Origin of the sequence: Rhizobium sp. 2MFCol3.1 (genome assembly GCF_000377565.1) — a bacterium.
GTDB lineage: Bacteria > Pseudomonadota > Alphaproteobacteria > Rhizobiales > Rhizobiaceae > Rhizobium.
On sequence record NZ_KB898358.1, the window covers coordinates 238,108 to 259,129 of the forward strand.

The 21,022-nt window shown below is 62.1% G+C and carries 23 protein-coding genes; 10 read left to right on the forward strand and 13 right to left on the reverse strand.

The window, feature by feature from the left end; genetic code table 11:
• Positions 1–12 precede the first annotated feature (12 nt).
• Positions 13–1,293, reverse strand: a complete 1,281-nt coding sequence (locus tag D460_RS0114670) for an imelysin family protein (RefSeq protein WP_018899317.1) — start codon at positions 1,291–1,293, stop codon at positions 13–15.
• A 213-nt stretch (positions 1,294–1,506) separates the two neighbouring features.
• On the opposite strand from D460_RS0114670, the gene D460_RS0114675 reads away from it, so the two are divergent.
• A complete protein-coding gene (locus D460_RS0114675; RefSeq protein ID WP_018899318.1) occupies positions 1,507–2,013 on the forward strand; it encodes an HPP family protein in 507 nt (168 codons plus the stop codon).
• Positions 2,014–2,029: 16 nt separating this feature from the next.
• On the opposite strand, the gene D460_RS0114680 is transcribed toward D460_RS0114675, so the two are convergent.
• The 5 genes from D460_RS0114680 to D460_RS0114700 form a co-directional block, all read right to left on the reverse strand.
• Positions 2,030–3,319 (reverse strand): RsmB/NOP family class I SAM-dependent RNA methyltransferase, encoded by a 1,290-nt coding sequence (locus D460_RS0114680; RefSeq protein WP_018899319.1) that lies wholly within the window; start codon positions 3,317–3,319, stop codon positions 2,030–2,032.
• Positions 3,320–3,482: 163 nt separating this feature from the next.
• The gene (locus tag D460_RS0114685; RefSeq protein ID WP_026283154.1) at positions 3,483–3,845 is read right to left on the reverse strand and encodes a septal ring lytic transglycosylase RlpA family protein; all 363 of its coding nucleotides are present in this window, start codon (positions 3,843–3,845) and stop codon (positions 3,483–3,485) included.
• 406 nt (positions 3,846–4,251) lie between these two features.
• Positions 4,252–5,124: an SDR family oxidoreductase gene (locus D460_RS0114690; RefSeq protein WP_018899321.1), complete on the reverse strand. Its 873-nt coding sequence runs from the start codon at positions 5,122–5,124 to the stop codon at positions 4,252–4,254.
• A complete protein-coding gene (gene queG / locus D460_RS0114695) occupies positions 5,124–6,284 on the reverse strand; it encodes a tRNA epoxyqueuosine(34) reductase QueG (RefSeq protein WP_018899322.1) in 1,161 nt (386 codons plus the stop codon). The genes D460_RS0114690 and queG overlap by 1 nt, the downstream gene beginning before the upstream one ends.
• 11 nt (positions 6,285–6,295) lie before the next feature.
• Positions 6,296–6,988, reverse strand: a complete 693-nt coding sequence (locus tag D460_RS0114700; RefSeq protein ID WP_018899323.1) for a glutathione S-transferase family protein — start codon at positions 6,986–6,988, stop codon at positions 6,296–6,298.
• A 282-nt stretch (positions 6,989–7,270) separates the two neighbouring features.
• On the opposite strand from D460_RS0114700, the gene D460_RS0114705 reads away from it, so the two are divergent.
• Positions 7,271–8,068, forward strand: coding sequence for an undecaprenyl-diphosphate phosphatase (locus tag D460_RS0114705; protein WP_018899324.1), 798 nt, complete (start codon positions 7,271–7,273; stop codon positions 8,066–8,068).
• Positions 8,069–8,129: 61 nt separating this feature from the next.
• Here D460_RS0114705 and D460_RS36415 read toward each other — a convergent pair whose 3' ends face one another.
• The 7 genes from D460_RS36415 to dnaN form a co-directional block, all read right to left on the reverse strand.
• The gene (locus tag D460_RS36415; RefSeq protein ID WP_018899325.1) at positions 8,130–8,279 is read right to left on the reverse strand and encodes a hypothetical protein; all 150 of its coding nucleotides are present in this window, start codon (positions 8,277–8,279) and stop codon (positions 8,130–8,132) included.
• 284 nt (positions 8,280–8,563) lie between these two features.
• Positions 8,564–9,544, reverse strand: coding sequence for a complex I NDUFA9 subunit family protein (locus D460_RS0114715; protein ID WP_018899326.1), 981 nt, complete (start codon positions 9,542–9,544; stop codon positions 8,564–8,566).
• Positions 9,545–9,653: 109 nt separating this feature from the next.
• Positions 9,654–9,941: a DUF1330 domain-containing protein gene (locus D460_RS0114720; RefSeq protein WP_012482361.1), complete on the reverse strand. Its 288-nt coding sequence runs from the start codon at positions 9,939–9,941 to the stop codon at positions 9,654–9,656.
• Positions 9,942–9,970: 29 nt separating this feature from the next.
• Complete coding sequence (gene pyrF, locus D460_RS0114725; protein ID WP_018899327.1) at positions 9,971–10,678, reverse strand: orotidine-5'-phosphate decarboxylase; 708 nt, start codon at positions 10,676–10,678, stop codon at positions 9,971–9,973.
• Between the two features lies 1 nt (position 10,679).
• Entirely contained in the window at positions 10,680–11,267 is a 588-nt protein-coding gene (locus D460_RS0114730; protein WP_018899328.1) for a histidine phosphatase family protein, read from the reverse strand.
• A gap of 1 nt (position 11,268) precedes the next feature.
• On the reverse strand, positions 11,269–11,865 hold the full coding sequence (gene pmtA / locus D460_RS0114735; RefSeq protein ID WP_018899329.1) for a phospholipid N-methyltransferase PmtA: 597 nt from the start codon (positions 11,863–11,865) through the stop codon (positions 11,269–11,271).
• 109 nt (positions 11,866–11,974) lie between these two features.
• Positions 11,975–13,093, reverse strand: coding sequence for a DNA polymerase III subunit beta (dnaN, locus tag D460_RS0114740; RefSeq protein WP_026283155.1), 1,119 nt, complete (start codon positions 13,091–13,093; stop codon positions 11,975–11,977).
• A 329-nt stretch (positions 13,094–13,422) separates the two neighbouring features.
• Here dnaN and rsmI point away from each other — a divergent pair, with 329 nt between their 5' ends.
• The 8 genes from rsmI to gshB all read left to right on the forward strand — a co-directional run bounded on the left by rsmI (position 13,423) and on the right by gshB (position 20,747).
• Complete coding sequence (gene rsmI / locus D460_RS0114745) at positions 13,423–14,283, forward strand: 16S rRNA (cytidine(1402)-2'-O)-methyltransferase (RefSeq protein ID WP_051110797.1); 861 nt, start codon at positions 13,423–13,425, stop codon at positions 14,281–14,283.
• Positions 14,273–14,656, forward strand: coding sequence for a YraN family protein (locus tag D460_RS0114750; RefSeq protein WP_018899332.1), 384 nt, complete (start codon positions 14,273–14,275; stop codon positions 14,654–14,656). The genes rsmI and D460_RS0114750 overlap by 11 nt, the downstream gene beginning before the upstream one ends.
• Positions 14,657–14,780: 124 nt before the next feature.
• Positions 14,781–16,109 carry a sn-glycerol-3-phosphate ABC transporter substrate-binding protein UgpB gene (ugpB, locus tag D460_RS0114755; RefSeq protein ID WP_018899333.1) on the forward strand — a complete coding sequence of 443 codons (1,329 nt, stop codon included), beginning with the start codon at positions 14,781–14,783 and terminating at the stop codon, positions 16,107–16,109.
• A 66-nt stretch (positions 16,110–16,175) separates the two neighbouring features.
• Positions 16,176–17,060 (forward strand): sn-glycerol-3-phosphate ABC transporter permease UgpA, encoded by an 885-nt coding sequence (gene ugpA / locus D460_RS0114760; RefSeq protein ID WP_018899334.1) that lies wholly within the window; start codon positions 16,176–16,178, stop codon positions 17,058–17,060.
• 14 nt (positions 17,061–17,074) lie between these two features.
• Entirely contained in the window at positions 17,075–17,923 is an 849-nt protein-coding gene (ugpE, locus tag D460_RS0114765) for a sn-glycerol-3-phosphate ABC transporter permease UgpE (protein ID WP_018899335.1), read from the forward strand.
• Positions 17,924–17,925: 2 nt separating this feature from the next.
• A complete protein-coding gene (locus D460_RS0114770) occupies positions 17,926–19,029 on the forward strand; it encodes a sn-glycerol-3-phosphate import ATP-binding protein UgpC (RefSeq protein WP_018899336.1) in 1,104 nt (367 codons plus the stop codon).
• A gap of 148 nt (positions 19,030–19,177) precedes the next feature.
• Positions 19,178–19,666: a cupin domain-containing protein gene (locus tag D460_RS0114775; RefSeq protein ID WP_018899337.1), complete on the forward strand. Its 489-nt coding sequence runs from the start codon at positions 19,178–19,180 to the stop codon at positions 19,664–19,666.
• Positions 19,667–19,799: 133 nt separating this feature from the next.
• Positions 19,800–20,747, forward strand: coding sequence for a glutathione synthase (gene gshB, locus D460_RS0114780; protein WP_018899338.1), 948 nt, complete (start codon positions 19,800–19,802; stop codon positions 20,745–20,747).
• The last annotated feature ends 275 nt before the right edge of the window (positions 20,748–21,022 follow it).

The window sequence follows — 21,022 nt, forward strand, 5'->3', positions numbered from 1 at the left end:
CCGCCTTTTTACTTATTTGAAGACGGCAGTAGGATTATCCAAGCTGTCGGAACCTTCAAGCTTGACCGTGCCGAGATCGAGGGCTGCGATCACGCGCTGCACCGATTTCGTCTGGTCGACGAGGCCGTCGATGGCGGCCTGGACAACGGCGTTGCCCTTCTTGTTGCCCTCGGCGATCATCTGGTCGTACTTCTCGACGTTCTGGCCGCGCTTGGCCATGATCGCCATCGCCTTCAGCGTCGCGTCGAGCTTGCCCTGCATTTCCTTGTCGAGCTTCTTGTCCTTGGCGGCAACGAGATCGTGCAGCGACGGACCCTTCATCTTCGTACCGTCGACGCGGGTGTAGTTGCCCGTATAGGCGGCAGCGATGCCGACAGCGTCGTTGAGGTGCGAGTTGTAGGTGTTGTCGGAGAAGCAATCATGCTCTTCTTCCGGATCGTGCAGGATCAGGCCGAGCTTCATGCGCTCGCCGGCGAGTTCGCCGTAGGAGAGCGAGCCCATGCCGGTCAGGATGGCGACGAGGCCGGCCTTCGGATCGGCCTCGACATGCTTGGTGGCTTCGCCATCCGGCTTCCAGTTGTCGGTCATTTCCTGCAGGTCGGAGACCAACAGCGTCGAGGCCGACTTCAGATATTCGGCGCGGCGGTCGCAATTGCCGTGCGTGCAATTCTTCAGGTCGTAATCGGTTGCCGGGCGGTTGCCGGCGCCTGGGCCGGTGCCGTTCAGATCCTGGCCCCAGAGCAGGAATTCGATGGCGTGATAGCCGGTCGCGACGTTGGCTTCCACGCCGCCGGCTTCCGCCAGCGTGCCGGAGAGGAATTCGGGCGTCAGCTTCGAAGCGTCGACATCCTTGCCGTCGATCTTGATCGTCTTGTTGGCGATCACGTTGGCGACGTAAAGGGAGTTCTCGTCGCTCTCGGTGCCGTAGGACGCGTCGACATAGTCGATCAGGCCTTCGTCGAGCGGCCAGGCGTTGACCTTGCCTTCCCAGTCATCGACGATCGGGTTGCCGAAGCGGTAGACTTCCGTCTGCTGGTAGGGAACGCGAGCCTTGATCCAGGCGGCGCGCGCAGCTTCCAGCGTCTTGTCCGTCGGCTCCTTTAAGAAGGCGTCGATCGCGGCGTCGAGAGCCTTCGCCGTGGTCAGCGCGTCTTCATACTTCGCGTGGCCGACTTCGGTGTAATATTTCACAACGGCAGCAGCATCCGGGGCCGCGTAAGCGGGAATGGCGGACAAAGCGGTTGGGGCCACCGCCAGCGCCAGGGCTGCGCAGAAATTTTTGTTGAGTTTCATGGGATCCTCTCCTGTGACGGGCATCCCGTATGACACCCGGCGAAAATGTCTTCGCGCAAAAGCAAACTGGTGTCAAACACTCTAGTTTGGAATGATTTTAAGGAAACGAATTCCGCCGAAAGGCCATGAAATCGAAATCGAATTGCTTGGAAAATGGGCGATATATGAGTAATCAATGTGCAACTGCATAAACATTGTCCGGATTGACCGCGTATGCGCCGACATATCAAGCATTTCACCCATCGCCATGAGCCGAAGGGTACCGTCCACCTCCATCTGAAATCCGGCATCGGCGCCATGATCGGCATGGCGTCGGTCGGCGCGCTCACCGTTTTCACCGGCATTCCGCTGCTGATCGCGCCCTTCGGCGCCACGGCAGTGCTGATCTTCGGCCAGCCAAAGAGCCCGCTGGCGCAGCCGGCCAACGTCATCGGCGGCTACCTTCTGGCGGCGCTGATCGGTGGTCTGGCGGTTTTCCTGTTTCCGGGCCTCTGGTGGGTCGGCGCGATCGCCGTCGGGCTGACCATTGCCGGCATGCTGATGCTGCGCGTCACCCATCCGCCGGCGGGCGCCGTGCCGCTGGTGGCGTTCGGCTCGCATATGGGCGGACCGATGCTGTTTCTGATCGTCGGTTTCGGCAGTGCGCTGCTGATCGCGATCGCCGTGCTGCATCACCTGATCCCGCCGCGGCATCAATATCCGCTGCGGGCCCCGCACTGATCTAGCCTTTATTGATTTAGGCTTTGCGCTTCATCCGGCAGAAGAAGAATCCATCCGTGTCTGTCGACGCGGGTGTCAGCGTGATGGTCTGTCCGTCCGACGAGCGCGGATGCGGGCTGTCCTTGCCGAACAGCTGATCCCAGCCCTCGAGCGCACCCGAGATTTCGAACTCCGGATTGGCGGCGCTAAACGCGCGCACCTGCTCCTCGTTTTCCTGCGGCAGCACCGAGCAGGTCACATAGATCAACTCGCCGCCGGGGCGCACATAGGCGCTCGCTTGGCTGAGTGCGTCCTGCTGCTGGGCGGTGCGCTCGTCGAGATTCTTGGCGGTGAGGCGCCATTTCGTGTCCGGGCGTCGGCGCCATGTGCCGGTTCCCGTGCAGGGCGCATCGACCAGCACCTTGTCGCAACGATCCTCGAGGTTCTTCAGTGCCTTCGGATTGTCGTGCAGCTGGACGTTCCGGGTGCCGGCGCGCTTCAGCCGCTCGATGATCGGCGCCAGCCGCTTGCGGTCGGCGTCATAGGCGTGAACCTGGCCCTTGTTGTGCATCGCGGCCGACATGGCGAGCGTCTTGCCGCCGCCGCCGGCGCAATAGTCGAGCACCTGCTCACCATCCTGGGGCAGCACGAGATCGGCGACGATCTGCGATCCCTCGTCCTGAACCTCGAACCAACCTTTTTGGAACGAAAGCTCCGCTGTCACGTTGGGAAGACGGGAGGCTCCTTCGCCCGCGGCAATCCGGATGCCGTAGCGCGCGATGCTGGCCTCCTGCGCGCCTGATCTTTCGAGCGCCTTGACGGCCTTTTCGCGGGTGGCCTTCAGGATGTTCGCACGGAGATCGAGCGTCGGTCGCTCGGCGAGCGCTTGGGCTTCGCGAAGCCAGGTATCGCCGAAGGATTTTTCGAAGGTGGGCTGTATCCACTCCGGGATATCGCCCTGGATATGGGAAGGAGCATCCTTGAGATCACGGGAGTGAAAGGCCGAAAGCGTTGTTTCGGAGAGTGCTGCCGGCGCGAACTTGTCATCGGCAAGCTCGGCGGCGAGCGTCTCGGGCGTAAAGCCCCACTGGCGGAACATGACGGCATGGGCAATCGCCGATGCGCTGTCGTCGTCCATCAGCCAGGCGTGCGAGAGGCGCATGCGAAGCGCGTCGTAGACGATGTTGCCGATTGCGGCGCGGTCGCCGGAACCGGCGAAGCGATGCGCGAGCCCCCAATCCTTGAGGGCATCGGCGACAGGCCGTCTGCGGGCATCGATGTCTTCAAGAACCGAAATCGCCCCTTCGAGCCTACCGCCCAATCGCATTCACAACGCTCCTATTGCCTGGATCAATGCCGGACCCTTTTAAGGACCGGCGGCTTGTGAACGATCCGCAGGAAGCGCGACAGACGCAGCGGATGGTACACAAGTCTCAACCGCGTGGTATCCGCGATTGGCGGCAAGAGCAAGCGGTGCCTTATATCAGGCGTTAGCCGATCACTTCGTAGCAGACCTTGGCGGTGCCGGTGCTGACCATGCCGATGTTGCTGGCGGCTGCACGGGAAAGATCGAGAACGCGGCCGCGGATGAAAGGACCACGATCGTTAATGCGGACGACGACGCTGCGGCCGTTGTTGCGGTTGGTGACCTTGACCTTGGTGCCGAAGGCGAGCGAGCGGTGCGCGGCAGTATTGATGGTCGGGTTCATGCGTTCGCCGGAAGCGGTTTTGGAGTGAAGTGCGTACCACGACGCGCCACCGCAACCATTTGCAGCAAAACCTTCCATCGGAAGGATCGTAGAACAGGCTGCTATAGTTGTGACGGCGATAATAGAACGGCAAATTTTCTTCAAAACGGGGTGTCCCTCAACTGTTAAACCTACGCCTTGTGGGCGGCGGGGGCTTAAACCGGTCGAAAAGTGGCAGAAAAGTGCCCCGAGAGATCACGGAATGTTACGTTATGAAATATATGTGATGAGCCGGCAAAATGATTCGAACCGTCGTCAAGCGGTTTCGAATGAAAAAAGCGCAATTGAATCAAGTAAAATTAGAACTTTTTTTGCGGGAAGCCGTTCACGACTCCCGTGATCACAAAAATCACGAAAATAATTTTGCGCCGGCGTCATAATTCTTGCCCCATTTGGGCAATTTCCAAGGCTTCCGCCCAAATTTTGCGCCAAATTTTAACGAAATCTGCCTGGAGTAGGAATTTCCTACCAATCTATCGCATACGATATGGCGATATCAGGGGCGTCTAAGTCAGCCGCGCCAGCGCTCGTTCTGCAACAACTGCGCGAGTGATTGCGGGTAGGTGGGGAAGGCGAAGGTGAAGCCGGCGGCCTTCAGCTTGGCGTTCGAAACGCGCTTGTTCTCGCCATAGAAGGAGCGCGCCATCGGCGTCAGCTCGGCGGTTTCGAAAGCCTGTTCCGGCGGCGGCTCGACACCCATCAGGCGGGCCGCCTCGACGATGACATCCTGCGGCGGGCCGGGGCGGTCGTCGGTCACATTATAGATGCCGCCAAGTTTGTGGTCCGAGAGGAACCGCGCGCTGGTGCCGATATCCTCGACACGGATGCGGTTGAACACCTGATCCTTCTTGATCAGCCGCCGCGCCGTGCCCCGTGCCAGATTGACGAAGGCATTGCGGCCCGGTCCGTAAATGCCGGACAGGCGCAGCACCGCCGCGGGAATGCCGATCCGCTCGCCGATCGCAATCCACGCCGCCTCCGCCTCCAGGCGCTCCTTGGAACGGCCCGAGACCGGAACGCACGGCGTCTCCTCGCTCACCCATTCGCCCTTGTGGTCGCCATAGACGCCGACGGTCGAGAGATAGCCGATCCAGGAGAGTTCGGGCATGAGCGTCTCGATGTGCTCGCCGGCAACCCTCAGCAGCGGATCGCCTGCCTCGCGCGGCGCGATCGATTGCACCACATGCGTGGCCGAGCGCATGGCGTCGATGAGTGTCGCATCGAGCGTCTCGCCATCGAAGACGAAGGCCTCGATACCCTGCGCTCTCAGCGCCGCCGCCTTCTCGTCGGAGCGCGTCGTGCCGGAAACGCGGAAACCCTCGGCCATGAACGCCTTGGCGATTGCCGTGCCGGAATAGCCGCAACCGAAAATCACAAGATGCATCACGCCGCTCCCGCCAGTCTCCATTCGTTCAGCACATCGCTGTCCGACTCACCCTGAGGCCTTTGTGCCGCAAACCGCTTAAATTCGCCAGCCTCCATCAGCCGCGACAGCGCCCATATCGCCATCGCGCGCACGACAGGAGAGGCGTCGACGGAAAGAGAAAGGCAGGCATCGAGGAACTGTCGGTCGCCGGAATTCCCGGCCGCGATCAGCACGTTGCGCACGAAGCGGTCGCGGCCGATGCGCTTGACCGGGGAGCCGCTGAAAAACGTACGAAAGCTCGGGTCGTCGAGCGTCAACAGCGCCTCGATATCCGGCTCCTGCAGATTCTCGCGCGCCTTCAGCTTCATTTCGGAAGCAGCACTTGCAAACTTGTTCCAGGGACAGGCGGCGAGACAGTCGTCGCAGCCATAGATGCGGTTGCCGATCAGCGGCCGGATGGCGGGATCGATCGGCCCCTTGTGCTCGATCGTCAGATAGGAAATGCAGCGTCGCGCGTCGATCTGGTAGGGCGCCGGGAAGGCCGCCGTCGGGCAGGCGTCGAGACAGGCCCGGCACGAGCCGCAATGATCGATCTCGGGCGCATCGATCAAGAGGTCGGCCGTGGTGAACATCGAGCCGAGAAACAGCCAGGAGCCATGCGCGCGGCTGACGAGATTGGTGTGCTTGCCCTGCCAACCAAGCCCGGCCGCGGCCGCCAGCGGCTTTTCCATCACGGGGGCGGTATCGACGAACACTTTCACGTCTTCGCCGGCGCGCGCCGCAAACCGCGTGGCGATCTCCTTCAGACGGCCTTTGATGATGTCGTGATAATCGCGGTTGCGCGCATAGACCGAGATCGCCGCCTTATCCGGCTTATCGAGAATGCCGCGCGGGTCTTCCTCGGGCCCGTAATTCATCGCGAAGACGACGACCGATTTCACGTCGCTCCACAGCGTGCGCGGATCGCCGCGCCGCTCGCGCGTCTCGGCCATCCACTCCATCGTCCCGTGCCTGCCCGCATCGATGAACTGGCCGAGGCGTTCCTTCGCCTCGGGAATGCTGTCCGGCCGCGTGATCCGACAGAGATCGAAGCCGAGCGCCTGCGCTTCCGCCTTGACGAAGGCGGTCAGCGTCTGCAGGCGTTTGTCTTCCTTGGTCAGTGCGGATCGTTCGGGCATGAGAGGCCCCGTCAGAAATCCAGGTCGGCGTAGTGCGAAACAGGGGTCAGGCCGCGCACGCGCTCGGTGAGCAGCGGGCGGAAGGACGGGCGCGACTTGATGCGCTGGTACCATTCCTTGACGAGCGGCGATTCCGTCCAGTCGATCTCGCCGAGATAGTCGAGAATGGAGACGGAAGACGCAGCCGCCAGATCGGCATAGCTCATCCGGTCGCCCGCCAGCCACTGGCGCGAGCCGGAGAGCCACGTCAGGTACTTCATGTGCTGGCGGATATTGGCGCGTGCCGTGCGCAGGATCTTCGAATCCGGTGCGCCACCGCCCTGATCGGCCGTCATCTGCAGCTTGTAGACGCGCTCGCGCGCCAGCGGCCGGGTGACGTCGGTTTCCATCTTGACCATGAACCACTCGGTCAGCCGCCGGATTTCGGCGCGCTGGAACGGGTCCTCGGCGAGCAATCGGCGGTCGCGCTTCAGCACACCGTGCGTCTCGTCGAGATATTCGGAGATCACGGTCGCCCCACAGAGTGCGCGCATGCTGTCGTCGACGTAGACGGGTAGGGTGCCGGCCGGGTTGAGCGCCAGGAAATCCCGGCGCTTCTCCCAGGTCTGCTCTTCGATCAGGTCTGCCTGATAGCCGTACTCCGTCAGGATCAACCGGACGAAGCGTGATGCGGATGACATGGGGTGATGATAGAGCGTGGGCATCGAAACTCGGATTTTTGGATGGCTGGGGGTGCACGTCGCATGGACGCGATGATTATAGCGCCCTAGTCATGACTCATTCGTTGAAGCTATAGAAGTTTGGCCCCTCCAACACAAGCGAGTCGGGCCGCCCGAAACCCTGACGAAGGAAATCGACCTCGCCCAAAAATCGCCGACAACCGATCAGAGGTTCTCGTCGCATCCTCGTCTGGTGAAAATTGGTGTCGTTCCCCCAGCGGCACAGCACAATTCACGTCTGACCGAACCCCGAAACGGAGACAATTGATGGATTACATAAACGCGATAATCCTAGGCATAGTCGAAGGCATTACCGAGTTTCTACCAATTTCCAGCACCGGCCACCTCATCATTGCGGAGCAATGGCTCGGCCACCGGTCTGATCTTTTCAACATCGTCATTCAGGCGGGCGCCATCCTCGCCGTCACCATTATCTACTGGCGCCGTATCATGACGCTTCTGCTCGGTTGGCAGGATCCCGCCAACCGCGCCTATCTCTTCAAGCTCATCCTTGCCTTCCTGATCACCGCCGTCCTCGGCCTGATCGTCAAGAAGCTCGGCTTCGAGCTCCCCAATACGGCAACGCCGATCGCCTGGGCGCTGATCATCGGCGGTATCTGGATGATGGTTGCCGAATGGCTCGCCGCCCGCCGTCCGCCGCACAAGGAGATCACCTGGCTGGTCGCCATCCTTGTCGGTATCGCGCAGGTCGTCGCCGGCGTCTTTCCTGGCACCTCGCGTTCGGCGTCGACGATCTTCGTCGCCATGCTTGCCGGCACCGGCAACCGCGCGGCCGCCACGGAATTCGCCTTCCTCGTCGGTATCCCGACGATGTATGCGGCAAGCGCCTATGAATTGCTGAAGACGTTCAAGGATGGTGGCGCGGCCAATGAAGACTGGACGGCTCTCGGCATCGCCTTCGTCGTGTCGACGATCGTTGCCTTCGTCGCCGTCAAATGGCTGCTCTCTTATATCCAGAGCAACAAGTTCACGGCCTTCGCGATCTACCGCATCATTCTCGGCGCCATTCTTCTCGGCATGGCATCGGTCGGCATGATCGCCTGATCGGGAAGCAAAGCTCCCCGACCAAAAAAGAAACCGGCGTCTTGGGGCGCCGGTTTTTCTTTTACCTGAGAGCTGCGGTTTCGCAGGGATCAACGCCGTAGGCCGGCGAGCATTCGCCCTTCACGGCAGCGACCGAACCGGGCGCCACGAAAGAACCAGCCAGAATCACCAGCGCCGCGGAAGCAAAAAGCAGCGCAATTGACCTACCCATCGAAGTAACCTTTCAAGTCGTTTGAGCGCGCCTGTTTGAGGCGCTGAGTCCAAGCACAGACGCGCGGGGTGTGTAGTCAGAGGAATGGGAAATAGCAATAAATGTTCCTGCTAAATTTCCTGTTAATTCCGCTAAACTTTTCATGCGACTTTTATGCAACGCCCGGCGGTGCATAAACCCGCAAAAGCTGATGGTTCAGCCTGTTTTTTAACCCCTGCCTCGAAACGCGCAACGCCGCCCGCGGGGTCCGCGAGCGGCGTTGTCGTTAAGAAAATCGGCGTGGATCAGGCAGCCTTGCCGCTATTCGTATACTGGCCCTGCGGGCGGAACTGCACGAGGTAGCTGTCGATGACGGAGCTTACCATCGTCGGCGCAATGCCGAGGTCCCTCAGCGTCCGTCCCTCGGTTTCCGCTTCCTTGGAGACGACGTTGTCCTTCTTCAGGAGTTTCACCTGATCGGCGGTGATCGGCGGGGCGATCAGCGGGATCATGGAGGCAACGCTGCCGATCAGCGAGGCAACGCCGAAGGGAAGCGAGACCAGCGGGTTGGTGCGCGCGGTCGACTTCAGCACCGCTTCGAGACACTGGCGGAAGGTCAGCACTTCAGGGCCGCCGAGTTCGTAGATCTTGCCTCCGGCAACCTTGCCTTCGACAGCCTTGGCGACCGCTTCGGCGACATCCATGACGTAGACCGGCTGCAGCTTCGTCTTGCCGCCGCCGATCAGCGGCAGAAACGGTGCCGAGCGCGCCATGCCGGCGAACTTGTTGAAGAAGCCGTCTTCCGGACCGAACACGATCGACGGACGGTAGATGATGGCGTCAGGCGCGACCGTGTGGATCGCGGCTTCGGCGCGTCCCTTGGTGCGGGCGTAGGACGAATCGGAGTTGGCGTTGGCGCCGATCGCGGAGATGTGGACCAGCTTGGCGCCGGCGCCGCGCGCGGCTTCGGCCACGGCGCGGCCGCCGAATTCCTGGACGGCCTCAAACGAGTTGCGGCCGCTTTCAAACAGGATGCCGACGCAGTTGACGACGTAGGACGCCCCTTCGACGGCGCGATCGACCGACTGGCGGTAGCGTAGATTGGCCTGCACGAAGGAAATCTGGCCGACATTGCCGAGAGGCTGCAGGAAACCGGCGAGATCGGGGCGGCGCACGGCAACCCGGATGCGGTAGCCGCGCTTGGCCAGCGCGCGTACGACGTGCCTGCCAACGAAGCCGGAGCCTCCGAACACGGTGACGAGTGGCGGCAGGTTGGCAAGGGTCATGGCAGGTTCCTCGGAAGGCTGATGTGATTGGCGGGTGATCTCGTCTTAGCCCAATCAGGGTGCGACGAAAAGACCTATCGCACCACGCTTGCCACGACTTTGATCTGCCTCAAACGCCTTCGACGACAACCATTTCCGCGTCGGCCACTTCCTGGCGGATCTTGGCGGCGATCTGGTATTCAGGCGAGTTGTAGCAATCCACCGCATGCTGCATCGAGGGGAACTCGATGACGACATTGCGCGCCCGCGCCTTGCCTTCGAGCTCGGTCAACGCGCCGCCGCGGGCGAGGAAATTGGCGCCGTATTTCTCGAAGGCCGGCTTGGCGGCGGCGACATAATCCTTGTAGCGCTCGGCATCGCGCACATCCACGCGAGCGATCCAGTATCCCTTGGCCATGGTGTCTCCTCCTGGTTTATGTCGTAAAATCAGCGGTTGGCGGGCCAGAGCGCGCTGACCATCTCGTCGAGAATGGCCTTGGCCGCGACCTTCGGCTCCGCCGCCTTGACGATCGGGCGGCTGACGACGAGATGCGTCGATCCGGCTTTCAGCGCGTCATAGGGCGTCATCACTCGCTTCTGGTCGCCGCGGTCGCTGCCGGCGGGGCGGATGCCGGGGGTCACGATCGCCATGTCGGGGCCGACGACTTCGCGCACGACGGCCGATTCCTCGGCCGAGCAGACGATGCCGCCCATCCCGGCTTCGCGCGCCTGTTCGGCGCGGCGCAGCACCAGCGAGCGAGGATCGCCGCTATAGCCGGCCTCGGTGAGATCGGCTTCGTCCATCGAGGTCAGCACGGTGACGCCGAGCAGGCAGAGGCCCGAGCCCTTGGCGGCCTCGACGGCGGCGCGCATCGCCTTCGGATAGGCGTGCAGCGTCAGCATCGACATGCCCATCTTGGCGATGTTTTCGACGCCCGAGGCGACCGTGTTGTCGATGTCGAGCAGCTTCATGTCGAGGAAGACTTTCTTGCCGTCCTTGGCAAGGTCGCGGGCGAATTCCAGTCCGCCGGCAAACACCAGCTGGTAGCCGATCTTGTAGAAGGAGACGGTATCGCCGAGCGTCGCGACCATCTTCTCGGCTTCACCGAGTGTTGGAACATCCAGTCCCACGATCAACCGTTCGCGCGCGTCCATCTCACATCCATCCGTGCCAGTCTTCGATAGGCGTCCAGTCGCATGATAGGCGCCGATCCGCAAGACGGAAACAATAGAGATTGCCGCCGCCACCGGGCTGGTCGCGATCCCGCCCGATCGGCCGGCCCTCGAGGTGACACTTCAATAGCGTGCCCACGCCGCCATGCCCGACGAATGCGATCGGCAGGCTGTTATCATGCGTGGCGAGAATGCGCTCGACGTTGGAAACGATCCGCTGCTGCGCATCGATCGCCCGCTCCCATCCGTTGAAGCTCTGCTGAGGATTGGCGAAGAACCAGTCCGCCGCCTTTTCGAATTCTGATGGAGGCAGGAAGCCGGTCGCGGACCGGTCGTTTTCGTGCATGTCCTCGACGATCTCGACCGAAACGCCCGAGGGTGCGGCCAGAATTGCGGCGGTCTCGATCGCCTTTGTCTCGTCGCTGCTGACGATACGTCGCAATTGCGACGCCCAGGGGGTATCCGCCGCCAGCCGCGCGCGTGCGGCGCCGACCTCCGACAAGCCCCATTTGGGCACCGGGACGGCGGCGTCGATCTTCACTTGCGGGTGGGTGATGTAGAGACCGAACACGTCAGCCTCGGCGGTAGATCCAGAGCTGCGCCGGCGGAATGTTGCGGACGATGAAGTCGAAGTGCTGGATATGGTAGCGCTCCGGCCGCGCGATGATCGGCGACACCGGTCCGTAGGAAATCTGCACGAAGGGGCGCCCGGCCGGCAGGCGGTCCAGCACGCTTTCCAGCATGGCGATGCGCGCCTGCATCGGGAAGTTCAAAAGCGGCACGGCGGAAACGACGCTGTCGAATTTCTGCCCGTCCATGTGCGCCAGCGTCTTGTCAAGATTGAAGGCGTCGCCATTGATGACGTTAACGCCGGGATAGAGCCGCACCAGGTGCTCATAGAAGTCGGTCGAATATTCGATCGCGACGAGGTTTTCAGGCTTCACGCCACGCTGCAGGATGGCCTTGGTGATGGCGCCGGTGCCTGGGCCGAGCTCGAGTACCGGAAGGCCGGAGTTTGGGTTGATGACGCTTGCCATCTTGCGCGCCGTGATCGACGACGTCGGCACGATGGAGCCGACTGTCTTCGGCCCCTGCATCATCCCCTTGAAAAACCGGATCTCCTCGTCGAATTTCTTGCCCAGCCGTTCCTTGAGGCGCAAGCCACCCATGCCGTTCTCCTTCGTGCAGCACATGCTGCATGCTTATGTGCAGGCAATACGGCGCTAAAACAAGGCAGAGCGTCGCAATTGACAAAGTTTGAACGGCAAATGCGACGCGCTACACGCGCATCGGCATCAGCACGTAAAGGGCGTCGTCACCGGCGGTGTCGCGAATGAGCGTCGGAGAGCCGGCATCGGCGAGAAGGAAGATCGCCTGATCGCCGGAGAGCTGCGCGGTGATATCAAGCAGGTACTTGGCGTTGAAGCCGATTTCCATGGCGTCGGTGTCGTATCCGACGGCCACTTCTTCCGTGGCGCTGCCCGAATCCGGGTTGTTCACGGTAAGCAGCAGCTGTCCGTCGGAAAGCGCCAGCTTCACGGCGCGGCCGCGTTCCGACGAGATGGTCGAGACGCGGTCGACGGCCTGCGCGAAGCTCGTGCAATCGACGCGCATTTCCTTGTCGTTGCCGGTCGGGATGACGCGCTGATAGTCGGGGAAAGTGCCGTCGATCAGCTTCGAGGTCATGACGATCGAACCGATGGAAAGGCGGATCTTGGCGTCGGAAACTTCGACCGTGACCATCGCTTCCGGATTGTCGACCAGCTTCTGCAGTTCGCCGACCGTCTTGCGCGGAATGATGATGCCGGGCATGCCCTCGGAGCCCGAGGGTGCGTTGACGTCGGCGCGCGCCAGGCGGTGGCCGTCGGTGGCGACGGCGCGCAGCTTCAGGTCGCCTTCGCTTTCGATCGTGTGGAAGAAGATACCGTTCAGATAGTAGCGGGTTTCTTCCGTCGAGATCGCGAACTGGGTGCGATCGATCAACATCTTCAGATCCGTCGCCTTCAGCTTGAAGGTGTGCGTGAAGGTGCCCGCGGTGAGGTCGGGGAAGTCGGATTCCGGCAGGCACTGCAGCGAGAACTTCGAGCGGCCGGACTGAACCGTCATCGAGCCGCCGTCCTGGCTGGTGGCGAGCAGCACTTCGGAGCCATCGGAGAGCTTGCGCACGATGTCGTAGAGAAGATGGGCGGGAACCGTGGTGGCGCCGGGCTGCTCGACATTGGCGGGCGTCGCTTCCGTCACTTCCAGATCGAGGTCGGTCGCCTTCATGTCGAGGTTCTGGCCATCGGCGCGCAGCAGGATGTTCGACAGGATCGGGATCGTGTTGCGGCGTTCAACCACGCGGTGAACGTGGTTCAGCGACTTCAAAAGGTTGGACCGCTCAATAGTAATACGCATGGGATGCTACCGCTTTCGACCGTTACTGCCCGGGCGCGCTTAAACGCGCCTGAATAATGCCTTTCCCAAAAGCTGGGATCGGAGGATTGGACGCGCAAAATGGCAGAATTTTGCGGACGAATGCAAGAGGCGCAAAGGTCGCTGCCTCTGCAATTGCCATTTTCGCTGCGGATGCTCACAGAAATCACCGTTACCGGCGAAGTCCTGCCCCTTGCCGAAGAGAAAGGTGTCGCCCATAAAGGCCGGAAGCCAGAAAGGGCACACATATCTTGAGCAATGACGAGACGACGACAGAGGGCGGCAGGCAGCGCAGCTTCCGCCTGCACAACATGGCCGTTCCCGCCCGCCCGCAGGAGCCCGGCCTCTATCTCGTCGCGACGCCTATCGGCAATCTCGGCGACATAACGCTGCGCGCGTTGGAAACGCTCGCCGGCGCCGATGTCTTGGCCTGCGAGGACACCCGCGTCACCCGCGTGCTGCTCGATCGCTACGGCATCCAGAACCGCCCCTACGCCTATCACGAGCACAATGCCGACGAAGCCGGGCCCCGGCTGCTTGCGGCGCTCGAGGCGGGCAAGTCCGTGGCGCTGGTCTCCGATGCCGGCACCCCGTTGGTCTCCGACCCCGGTTACCGCCTGGCGCAATCGGCGATCGAAGCCGGCTATCGGGTGATCCCGATCCCCGGCGCCTCGGCGCCGCTGGCGGCCCTTGTCGGTTCCGGCCTTCCGAACGATGCCTTCCTTTTCGCCGGATTTCTTCCGACCAAGGACAAGGCCCGCCGCGACCGCCTGTCGGAATTCGCCGCCACGCCGGCAACGCTGATGTTCTTTGAATCCCCGCACCGCATCGGCGCCACGCTCATTGCGGCCGCCGACGTTCTCGGCGGCGATCGCCCGGCCTCCGTGTGCCGCGAGCTCACCAAGAGCTACGAGGAGTTCCGCCGGGGCACGCTCGCCGAGCTCGCCGCTCATTATGCGGATGTGGACAATGTCAAAGGCGAGATCGTCCTCGTCATCGGCCCGGCGCCGGAGCGCGCAATCGAGGAGACGGATATCGACGCCATCCTCGCCGACCTCTCGCAAACGCTGCCGACCGCCAAGGCCGCCGCCGAGGCCGCCCGCATCACCGGTCTCCCCCGCAAGGAGCTCTACCAGCGCCTTCTCGACAGAAAGGCGGGCGATGTCAGGTAACGACGCTAGTGACCCGCATCAACGGGGTCTTCGCCGCAAGGCACTGCGTCGGGGCCATGTCTCCGAATACATCGCCGCTTTCTATCTCATTCTCAAAGGCTACCGCATCGTCGCGCTGCGCTACCGCACGCGGCTCGGCGAGATCGACATCATTGCCCGCAAGGGCGATCTGGCCGTCTTCGTCGAGGTGAAGGCTCGTCGCGACGAGGGCGCGGCCGTCGATGCCGTCTCGCATCTCGCGCAAACCCGCATCCGCGGCGCCAGTGATCTCTGGCTCGCCCGCCAGCGCGACCAGGCCCGCCTGTCTCAACGCTACGACATCGTCGCCGTCTTGCCCGGGCGATGGCCGGTCCATTTGCGCGATGCGTTCTGATTGCTTTCGTTAGTCGGTTAACATTTTCGGAATTTGTAATCGCGCTGTCATGAAAGCGTTAAGGAGGTGTCACAATAGGCCTCTATTGCGTCCTCACGCCAACAAAGGTGGAGAGGGTTTTTTCATGTTTAAGTCGATTTCTTTGGCCGCTGCCGCGGTCGCATTGTCCGCTTCCGCGTCCTTCGCTGCAACCGAAGTGACCTGGTGGCACGCCATGGGTGGTGAACTCGGCAAGAAACTCGAGGAAGTTGCCCAGAAGTTCAACGACAGCCAGAGCGAATACAAGATCGTTCCTGTCTACAAGGGCACCTATCCCGAGACGCTGACGGCCGCTATCGCCGCTTTCCGCGCCGGCCAGCAGCCCGCTATCGTTCAGGTTTTCGAAGTCGGCACCGGCACCATGATGGCCGCCAAGGGCGCCGTCTACCCGGTCTACCAGCTGATGAAGGACGAGGGTGAGCCTTGGGATCCTTCGAAGTTCCTGGCGCCTGTTGTCGGCTACTATTCCGACGCTGAGGGTAGCATCCTGTCGATGCCGTTCAACTCGTCGACCCCGATCCTCTACTACAACAAGGACGTCTTCAAGAAGGCCGGCCTCGATCCTGAAGTCGCCCCGAAGACCTGGGCCGAGCTTGCTGAAATGAGCAAGAAGATCGTCTCCTCCGGCGCTGCCAAGTGCGGCTTCACCATGTCCTACGGCGCGACCTGGGTTGGCCTGGAAAACTACTCCGCCATCCAGAACCTGCCTTACGGCACCCAGCAGAACGGCTTCGGCGGCATGAACGCCGAGTTCACCTTCAACGGCCCGAACCAGGCCAAGTTCTGGGATCACCTGAAGACCTGGCAGGATGAAGGCGTCTACAAGTACGGCGGCCCGAGCGCCGGTGCCGACGCTGCTCCGCTCTTCTACTCGCAGCAGTGCGCAGCCTACATGAACTCGTCCGCTTCGCGCGCCGGCGTCATCAACAACGCCAAGGACTTCAAGGTCGGCTTCGCACCGATGCCTTACGACGACACGGTCACCCAGGATCCGAAGAACTCGATTATCGGCGGCGCAACGCTGTGGGTTCTGAACGGTCAGAAGGACAAGGCTGTCTACAAGGGCGCCGCCAAGTTCTTCACCTACCTGTCGCAGCCTGAAGTCCAGGCCGATTGGCACCAGTTCACCGGTTACCTGCCGATCACCAACGCTGCTTACGAGCTTGGTCAGAAGCAGGGCTACTACGAAAAGAACGCCGGTTCTGACATCGCCATCAAGCAGATCATGCGCGGCACGCCGTCCGAAAACTCCAAGGGCGTTCGCTTCGGCAACCTGACGCAGATCCGCGACGTCATCGACCAGCAGTTCGAAGCCGTTCTCAACGGCAAGAAGACCGGTCAGGAAGCGCTCGACGAAGCCGCAAAGCAGGGCAATGCCAAGCTGCGCGAATTCGAAGCCGCGAACTCCAACTAAGGGTCGCTCCCTCCGTCAGCCCTCTCCGGCCCGTCCGGGGAGGGCATTTTCCTTGAGGGGTCATGCATGCAAACCAAACGCACCGTCTTCCAAAGCCGTCTCCTGCCTTATCTCCTGATCGCACCGCAGCTGCTCATCACGATCGTCTTCTTCGTGTGGCCGGCGGTTCAGGCCGTATGGCAGTCCTTCCTGCGCCAGGATCCCTTCGGTCTGAAGGACACCTTCGTCGGTTTGGCGAACTACTCGCGCTTGCTGCAAGATCCGGATTATCTGAACTCGCTGACCGTCACCTTCGTCTTCTCGATCGGTGTCACCGTGCTGTCGATGGGGTTGTCTCTGCTGTTCGCGATCTGCGTCAACCGCGTGATCCGCTCGCAGCGCTTCTATACGACGCTTCTGGTCTGGCCCTATGCCGTGGCGCCGGCCGCATCCGGCCTGCTCTGGTGGTTCATGTTCAACCCGAGCGTTGGCATCATTCCCTATGTGCTGGAACATTTCGGCTATAGCTGGAACCACCGCCTGAACCCGAACAACGCGATGATCCTGATCATCATCGCCGCCGCCTGGAAGCAGATCTCCTACAACTTCCTGTTCTTCGTCGCCGGCCTGCAATCGGTCCCGCATTCGCTGACCGAAGCCGCCGCGATCGATGGCGCCGGTCCCATCAAGCGCTTCTGGACGGTGGTCTTCCCGCTGCTGTCGCCGACCACCTTCTTCCTTGCTGTCATCAACATCACCTACGCGATGTTCGACACCTTCCCGATCATCGACGCGGCCACCTCGGGCGGTCCGTCGCAATCGACCAACATCCTTGTCTACAAGGTCTATGCCGATGGTTTCGTCGGTCTCAATCTCGGCCCATCGGCCGCGCAGTCGGTCGTGCTGATGCTGATCGTGGTCGTCCTGACCGTCGTCCAGTTCCGCTGGATCGAGCGCAAAGTGCAGTATTGAAGCGAGAGCTAGCCATGGTCGAGAACCGTCCCTTCCTCAATTTCCTCACCCATTTCGTGCTGATCATCGGCATCGGCATGGTGGTGTTCCCCGTCTATCTCGCCTTCATCGCCTCGACGCGCGGTCCCTCGGACTTCTTGACCGGCGTCGTGCCGATGACGCCGGGTCACCAGATGCTGGAGAACTACGGCGTGCTGCTCGGCACCGGCGCATCCAACGCCGGCGCACCGCCGTTCCTCCTGATGCTCGGCAACAGCCTGGCGATGGCAATCCTGGTCGCGATCGGCAAGATCGCCATTTCGATCATCTCGGCCTTCGCCATCGTCTATTTCCGCTTTCCCTTCCGCACGGTCGCCTTCTGGATCATCTTCATGACGCTGATGCTCCCCATCGAGGTGCGCATCCTGCCGACCTACAAGGTCGTCGCCGATCTCGGCATGCTGAACTCCTATTCCGGCCTCGTCATTCCCGTCATCGCGTCGGCCACCGCCACCTTCCTGTTCCGGCAGTTCTTCCTGACGGTTCCTGAAGAGATGATGGAAGCGGCGCGTGTCGATGGCGCAGGCCCCATGAAGTTCTTCTGGGATATCCTGCTGCCGCTGTCGCGCACCAATATCGCGGCACTCTTCATCATCATGTTCATCTACGGCTGGAACCAGTATCTCTGGCCGATGCTGATCACCACCGAACCCGGCTACTACACCGTCGTCATGGGCATCAAGCGCCTGGCCGCGGTGCTGGATGGCGACACCCAATGGAACCTTGTGATGGCGGGCGTCATCCTCGCGGCCCTGCCGCCGGTTCTGGTCATCATTTTCATGCAGCGCCTTTTCGTCAAAGGCCTGGTTGAGACGGAGAAGTAACAATGGCCTCCATCGACGTCGATAATGTCGGCAAGATCTACCACGGCGGCGTGCGCGCCGTTTCCGGCATCGAACTCAAGATTGCCGATGGCGAGTTCATCGTGCTCGTCGGTCCCTCCGGCTGTGGCAAGTCCACCCTGTTGCGCATGATCGCGGGGCTCGAGACAATCTCCGAAGGCGAGGTTAAGATCGGCGCGCGCGTCGTCAACAATGTCGAGCCCGCCGATCGCGACATCGCCATGGTCTTCCAGAACTACGCGCTCTACCCGCATATGAGCGTGCGCCAGAACCTGGAATACGGCCTGAAGAACCGCAAGACGCCGAAGGCCGAGATCGATGCGCGCGTGGCCGAGGCCGCCCGCATGCTGGAGATCAACCAGTATCTCGAGCGTAAGCCGAAGGCGCTCTCCGGCGGCCAGCGCCAGCGCGTCGCCATGGGCCGCGCCATCGTCCGCAAGCCGGCCGTCTTCCTCTTCGACGAGCCGCTGTCCAACCTCGATGCCAAGCTGCGCGTTTCCATGCGCGGCGAAATCAAGCGCCTGCAGCGCCGCCTCGGCACCACCTCCATCTACGTCACCCACGACCAGCTGGAAGCGATGACGCTCGCCGACCGCCTCGTCGTCTTGAACGGCGGCAAGATCGAGCAGGTTGGTTCGCCGCTCGATGTCTACCACCGCCCGGCCTCCACCTTCGTCGCCTCCTTCATCGGCTCTCCGGCCATGAATCTCCTGAAGGGCGAGCTGCACGGCGACAAGCTGGCGCTTGGGCCGAGCCTGATCGACCTTTCCGGCTGTGCTCCGACCTCGGGCGCCGTCACCGTCGGCATCCGCGCCGAGGATCTCTGCCTCGCCGGACCCGACCAGCACGCCATGCCGGTCAGCGTCGAGTACGTCGAGGAACTCGGTGCGCAGCGGCTGGTCCACGGCCTGCTCGGCGATCAGCCGATCACCGCGGTGCTGGCGCCCGATATCGACATTCCCGCCGAACTGCGTCTGACCATCGCGCCCGAAAAGCTGCACTTCTTCGCGGCCGACACGGGCAAGCGCATTGCCGCCGCCGACACTGATGGCGCCTCCGCGCCAGCCATGGCTGCCCAGCCCGCTTGAAGCTAGCGCCCGCGTTAGGCGGGCGTTGCAATATCGCGGCACTCGTTACAACTTTAGCGAATGTCTGAACGGCTCCGTCAGGACTCCCTGATATTCCCACTATTGGGGATAGTGTACTCAGGGGGTTCTGGTGGCATCACTGCATCTTATGTTCGCGAGCGCGATGGCCTTGGCCGCCCGCTCCATGCCCGACATCGTGGCATTTCCGCGCGGCAAGTCCTTCGTCGCGCATTCCAGCGATCTCATCGCCATGAAATCGACGCCGATCAACCCGGACTGGATTGTCGCCGGCGATCCGCAGGCGCGCACCGGCGAGCACTCGCGCGGCCACGACGACGCCGCGCTGACGGCGATCTGGGACTGCACGGCGGGCGAATTCCGCTGGTTCTTCGGCTGGGACGAGACGGTGATGATCCTCGAGGGCGAGGTTCACATCACCGCCGACGACGGCACCGAGCGCATGCTGCGCACCGGCGACGTCGCCTTCTTCGCCGGCGGCACCTGGGCCAGCTGGCGCGTCGACAATTACGTCCGCAAGGTCGCCTTCCTGCGCAAGCCTTTCCCGAAGCCGGTGGCGCTCGCCTATCGCCTGCGCAACCTGCTGCGCAGCAGCGGCCAGCAGGGCATCGCGGCCTGAAACACGGTTTGTGTTGAGACCTGAACGGCACGCCGGCCAATTGCGCCGGCGCACCGCACAAAAGCCGTCCATTGACCGTTGCGTTCGCGCCCTCTGCGGCCTACATCTGTCCGGCAATCGCTAAGGGACAGAAATGGCCAAGATCAAGAACGTAGCGGTCCAGATGGACCATGTCGCCTCCATCAACATCGCGGGCGACTCCACCTTCGCCATGAGCCTCGAGGCGCAGACCCGCGGCTACAAGCTCTTTCACTATACGCCCGACCGCCTGAGCTTCCTCGACGGCAAGCTCTACGCCTCCGTCGAGCCGATGACGCTGCGCGACATCAAGGGCGACCATTTCGATCTCGGCGCGCCGGAGCGCGTCGACCTGTCGACCATGGATGTGATCCTGCTCCGCCAGGACCCGCCCTTCGACATGTCCTACATCACCTCGACGCATCTCTTGGAGCGCATCCACCCGAAGACGCTCGTCGTCAACGACCCGGCCTGGGTGCGCAATTCGCCGGAGAAGATCTTCGTCACCGAATTTTCCGACCTGATGCCGCGGACGCTGATCACCAAGGATCCCGCCGAAATCCGCCGCTTCCGCGACGAGATGGGCGATATCATCCTGAAGCCGCTCTACGGCAATGGCGGCGCCGGCGTCTTCCATTCGACCAAGGACGATCGCAACCTCTCCTCGCTGCTCGAAATGTTCGGCCAGCTCTTCCGCGAGCCCTACATTGCCCAGCAATATCTGCCTGACGTGCGCAAGGGCGACAAGCGCATCATCCTCGTCGACGGCGAACCCGTCGGCGCCATCAACCGCGTTCCGGCCGAGCACGACAGCCGCTCGAACATGCACGTCGGCGGCCGCGCCGAGGCGACCGAGCTCACCGCGCGCGAAAAGGAAATCTGCGCCCGCATCGGCCCCGCCTTGCGCGAACGCGGCTTCCTGCTTGTCGGCATCGACGTCATCGGCGACTACATGACCGAGATCAACGTCACGTCCCCCACCGGCATCCGCGAAGTCAAGAAATTCGGCGGCGCCGATATCGCCAGCCTGTTGTGGGATGCGATCGAGCGCAAGCGCGCGTAAGGTGGGCGAGGGCGGCGGGCGGCGATACCTGACATCCCCCTCCCCCCCATTGCCGGCAACGCCACTTATTGCAAGCGAGGCCGCGCCCCACTCTCTACCGTCATCCTCGGGCTCGTTGTACAGCCTTGATACATACCTGACAGATGTTCGGAGACATGCCTGACACTTTTCGGATTGCAATCCGGGAGGTTTCGATGGCTTGGCGGGCGAGGTCGGTTGTGGACGAGCGTTTGGAATTCTGTCGGCTGGCGGGGCTTGAGGGGGCGAACGTGTCG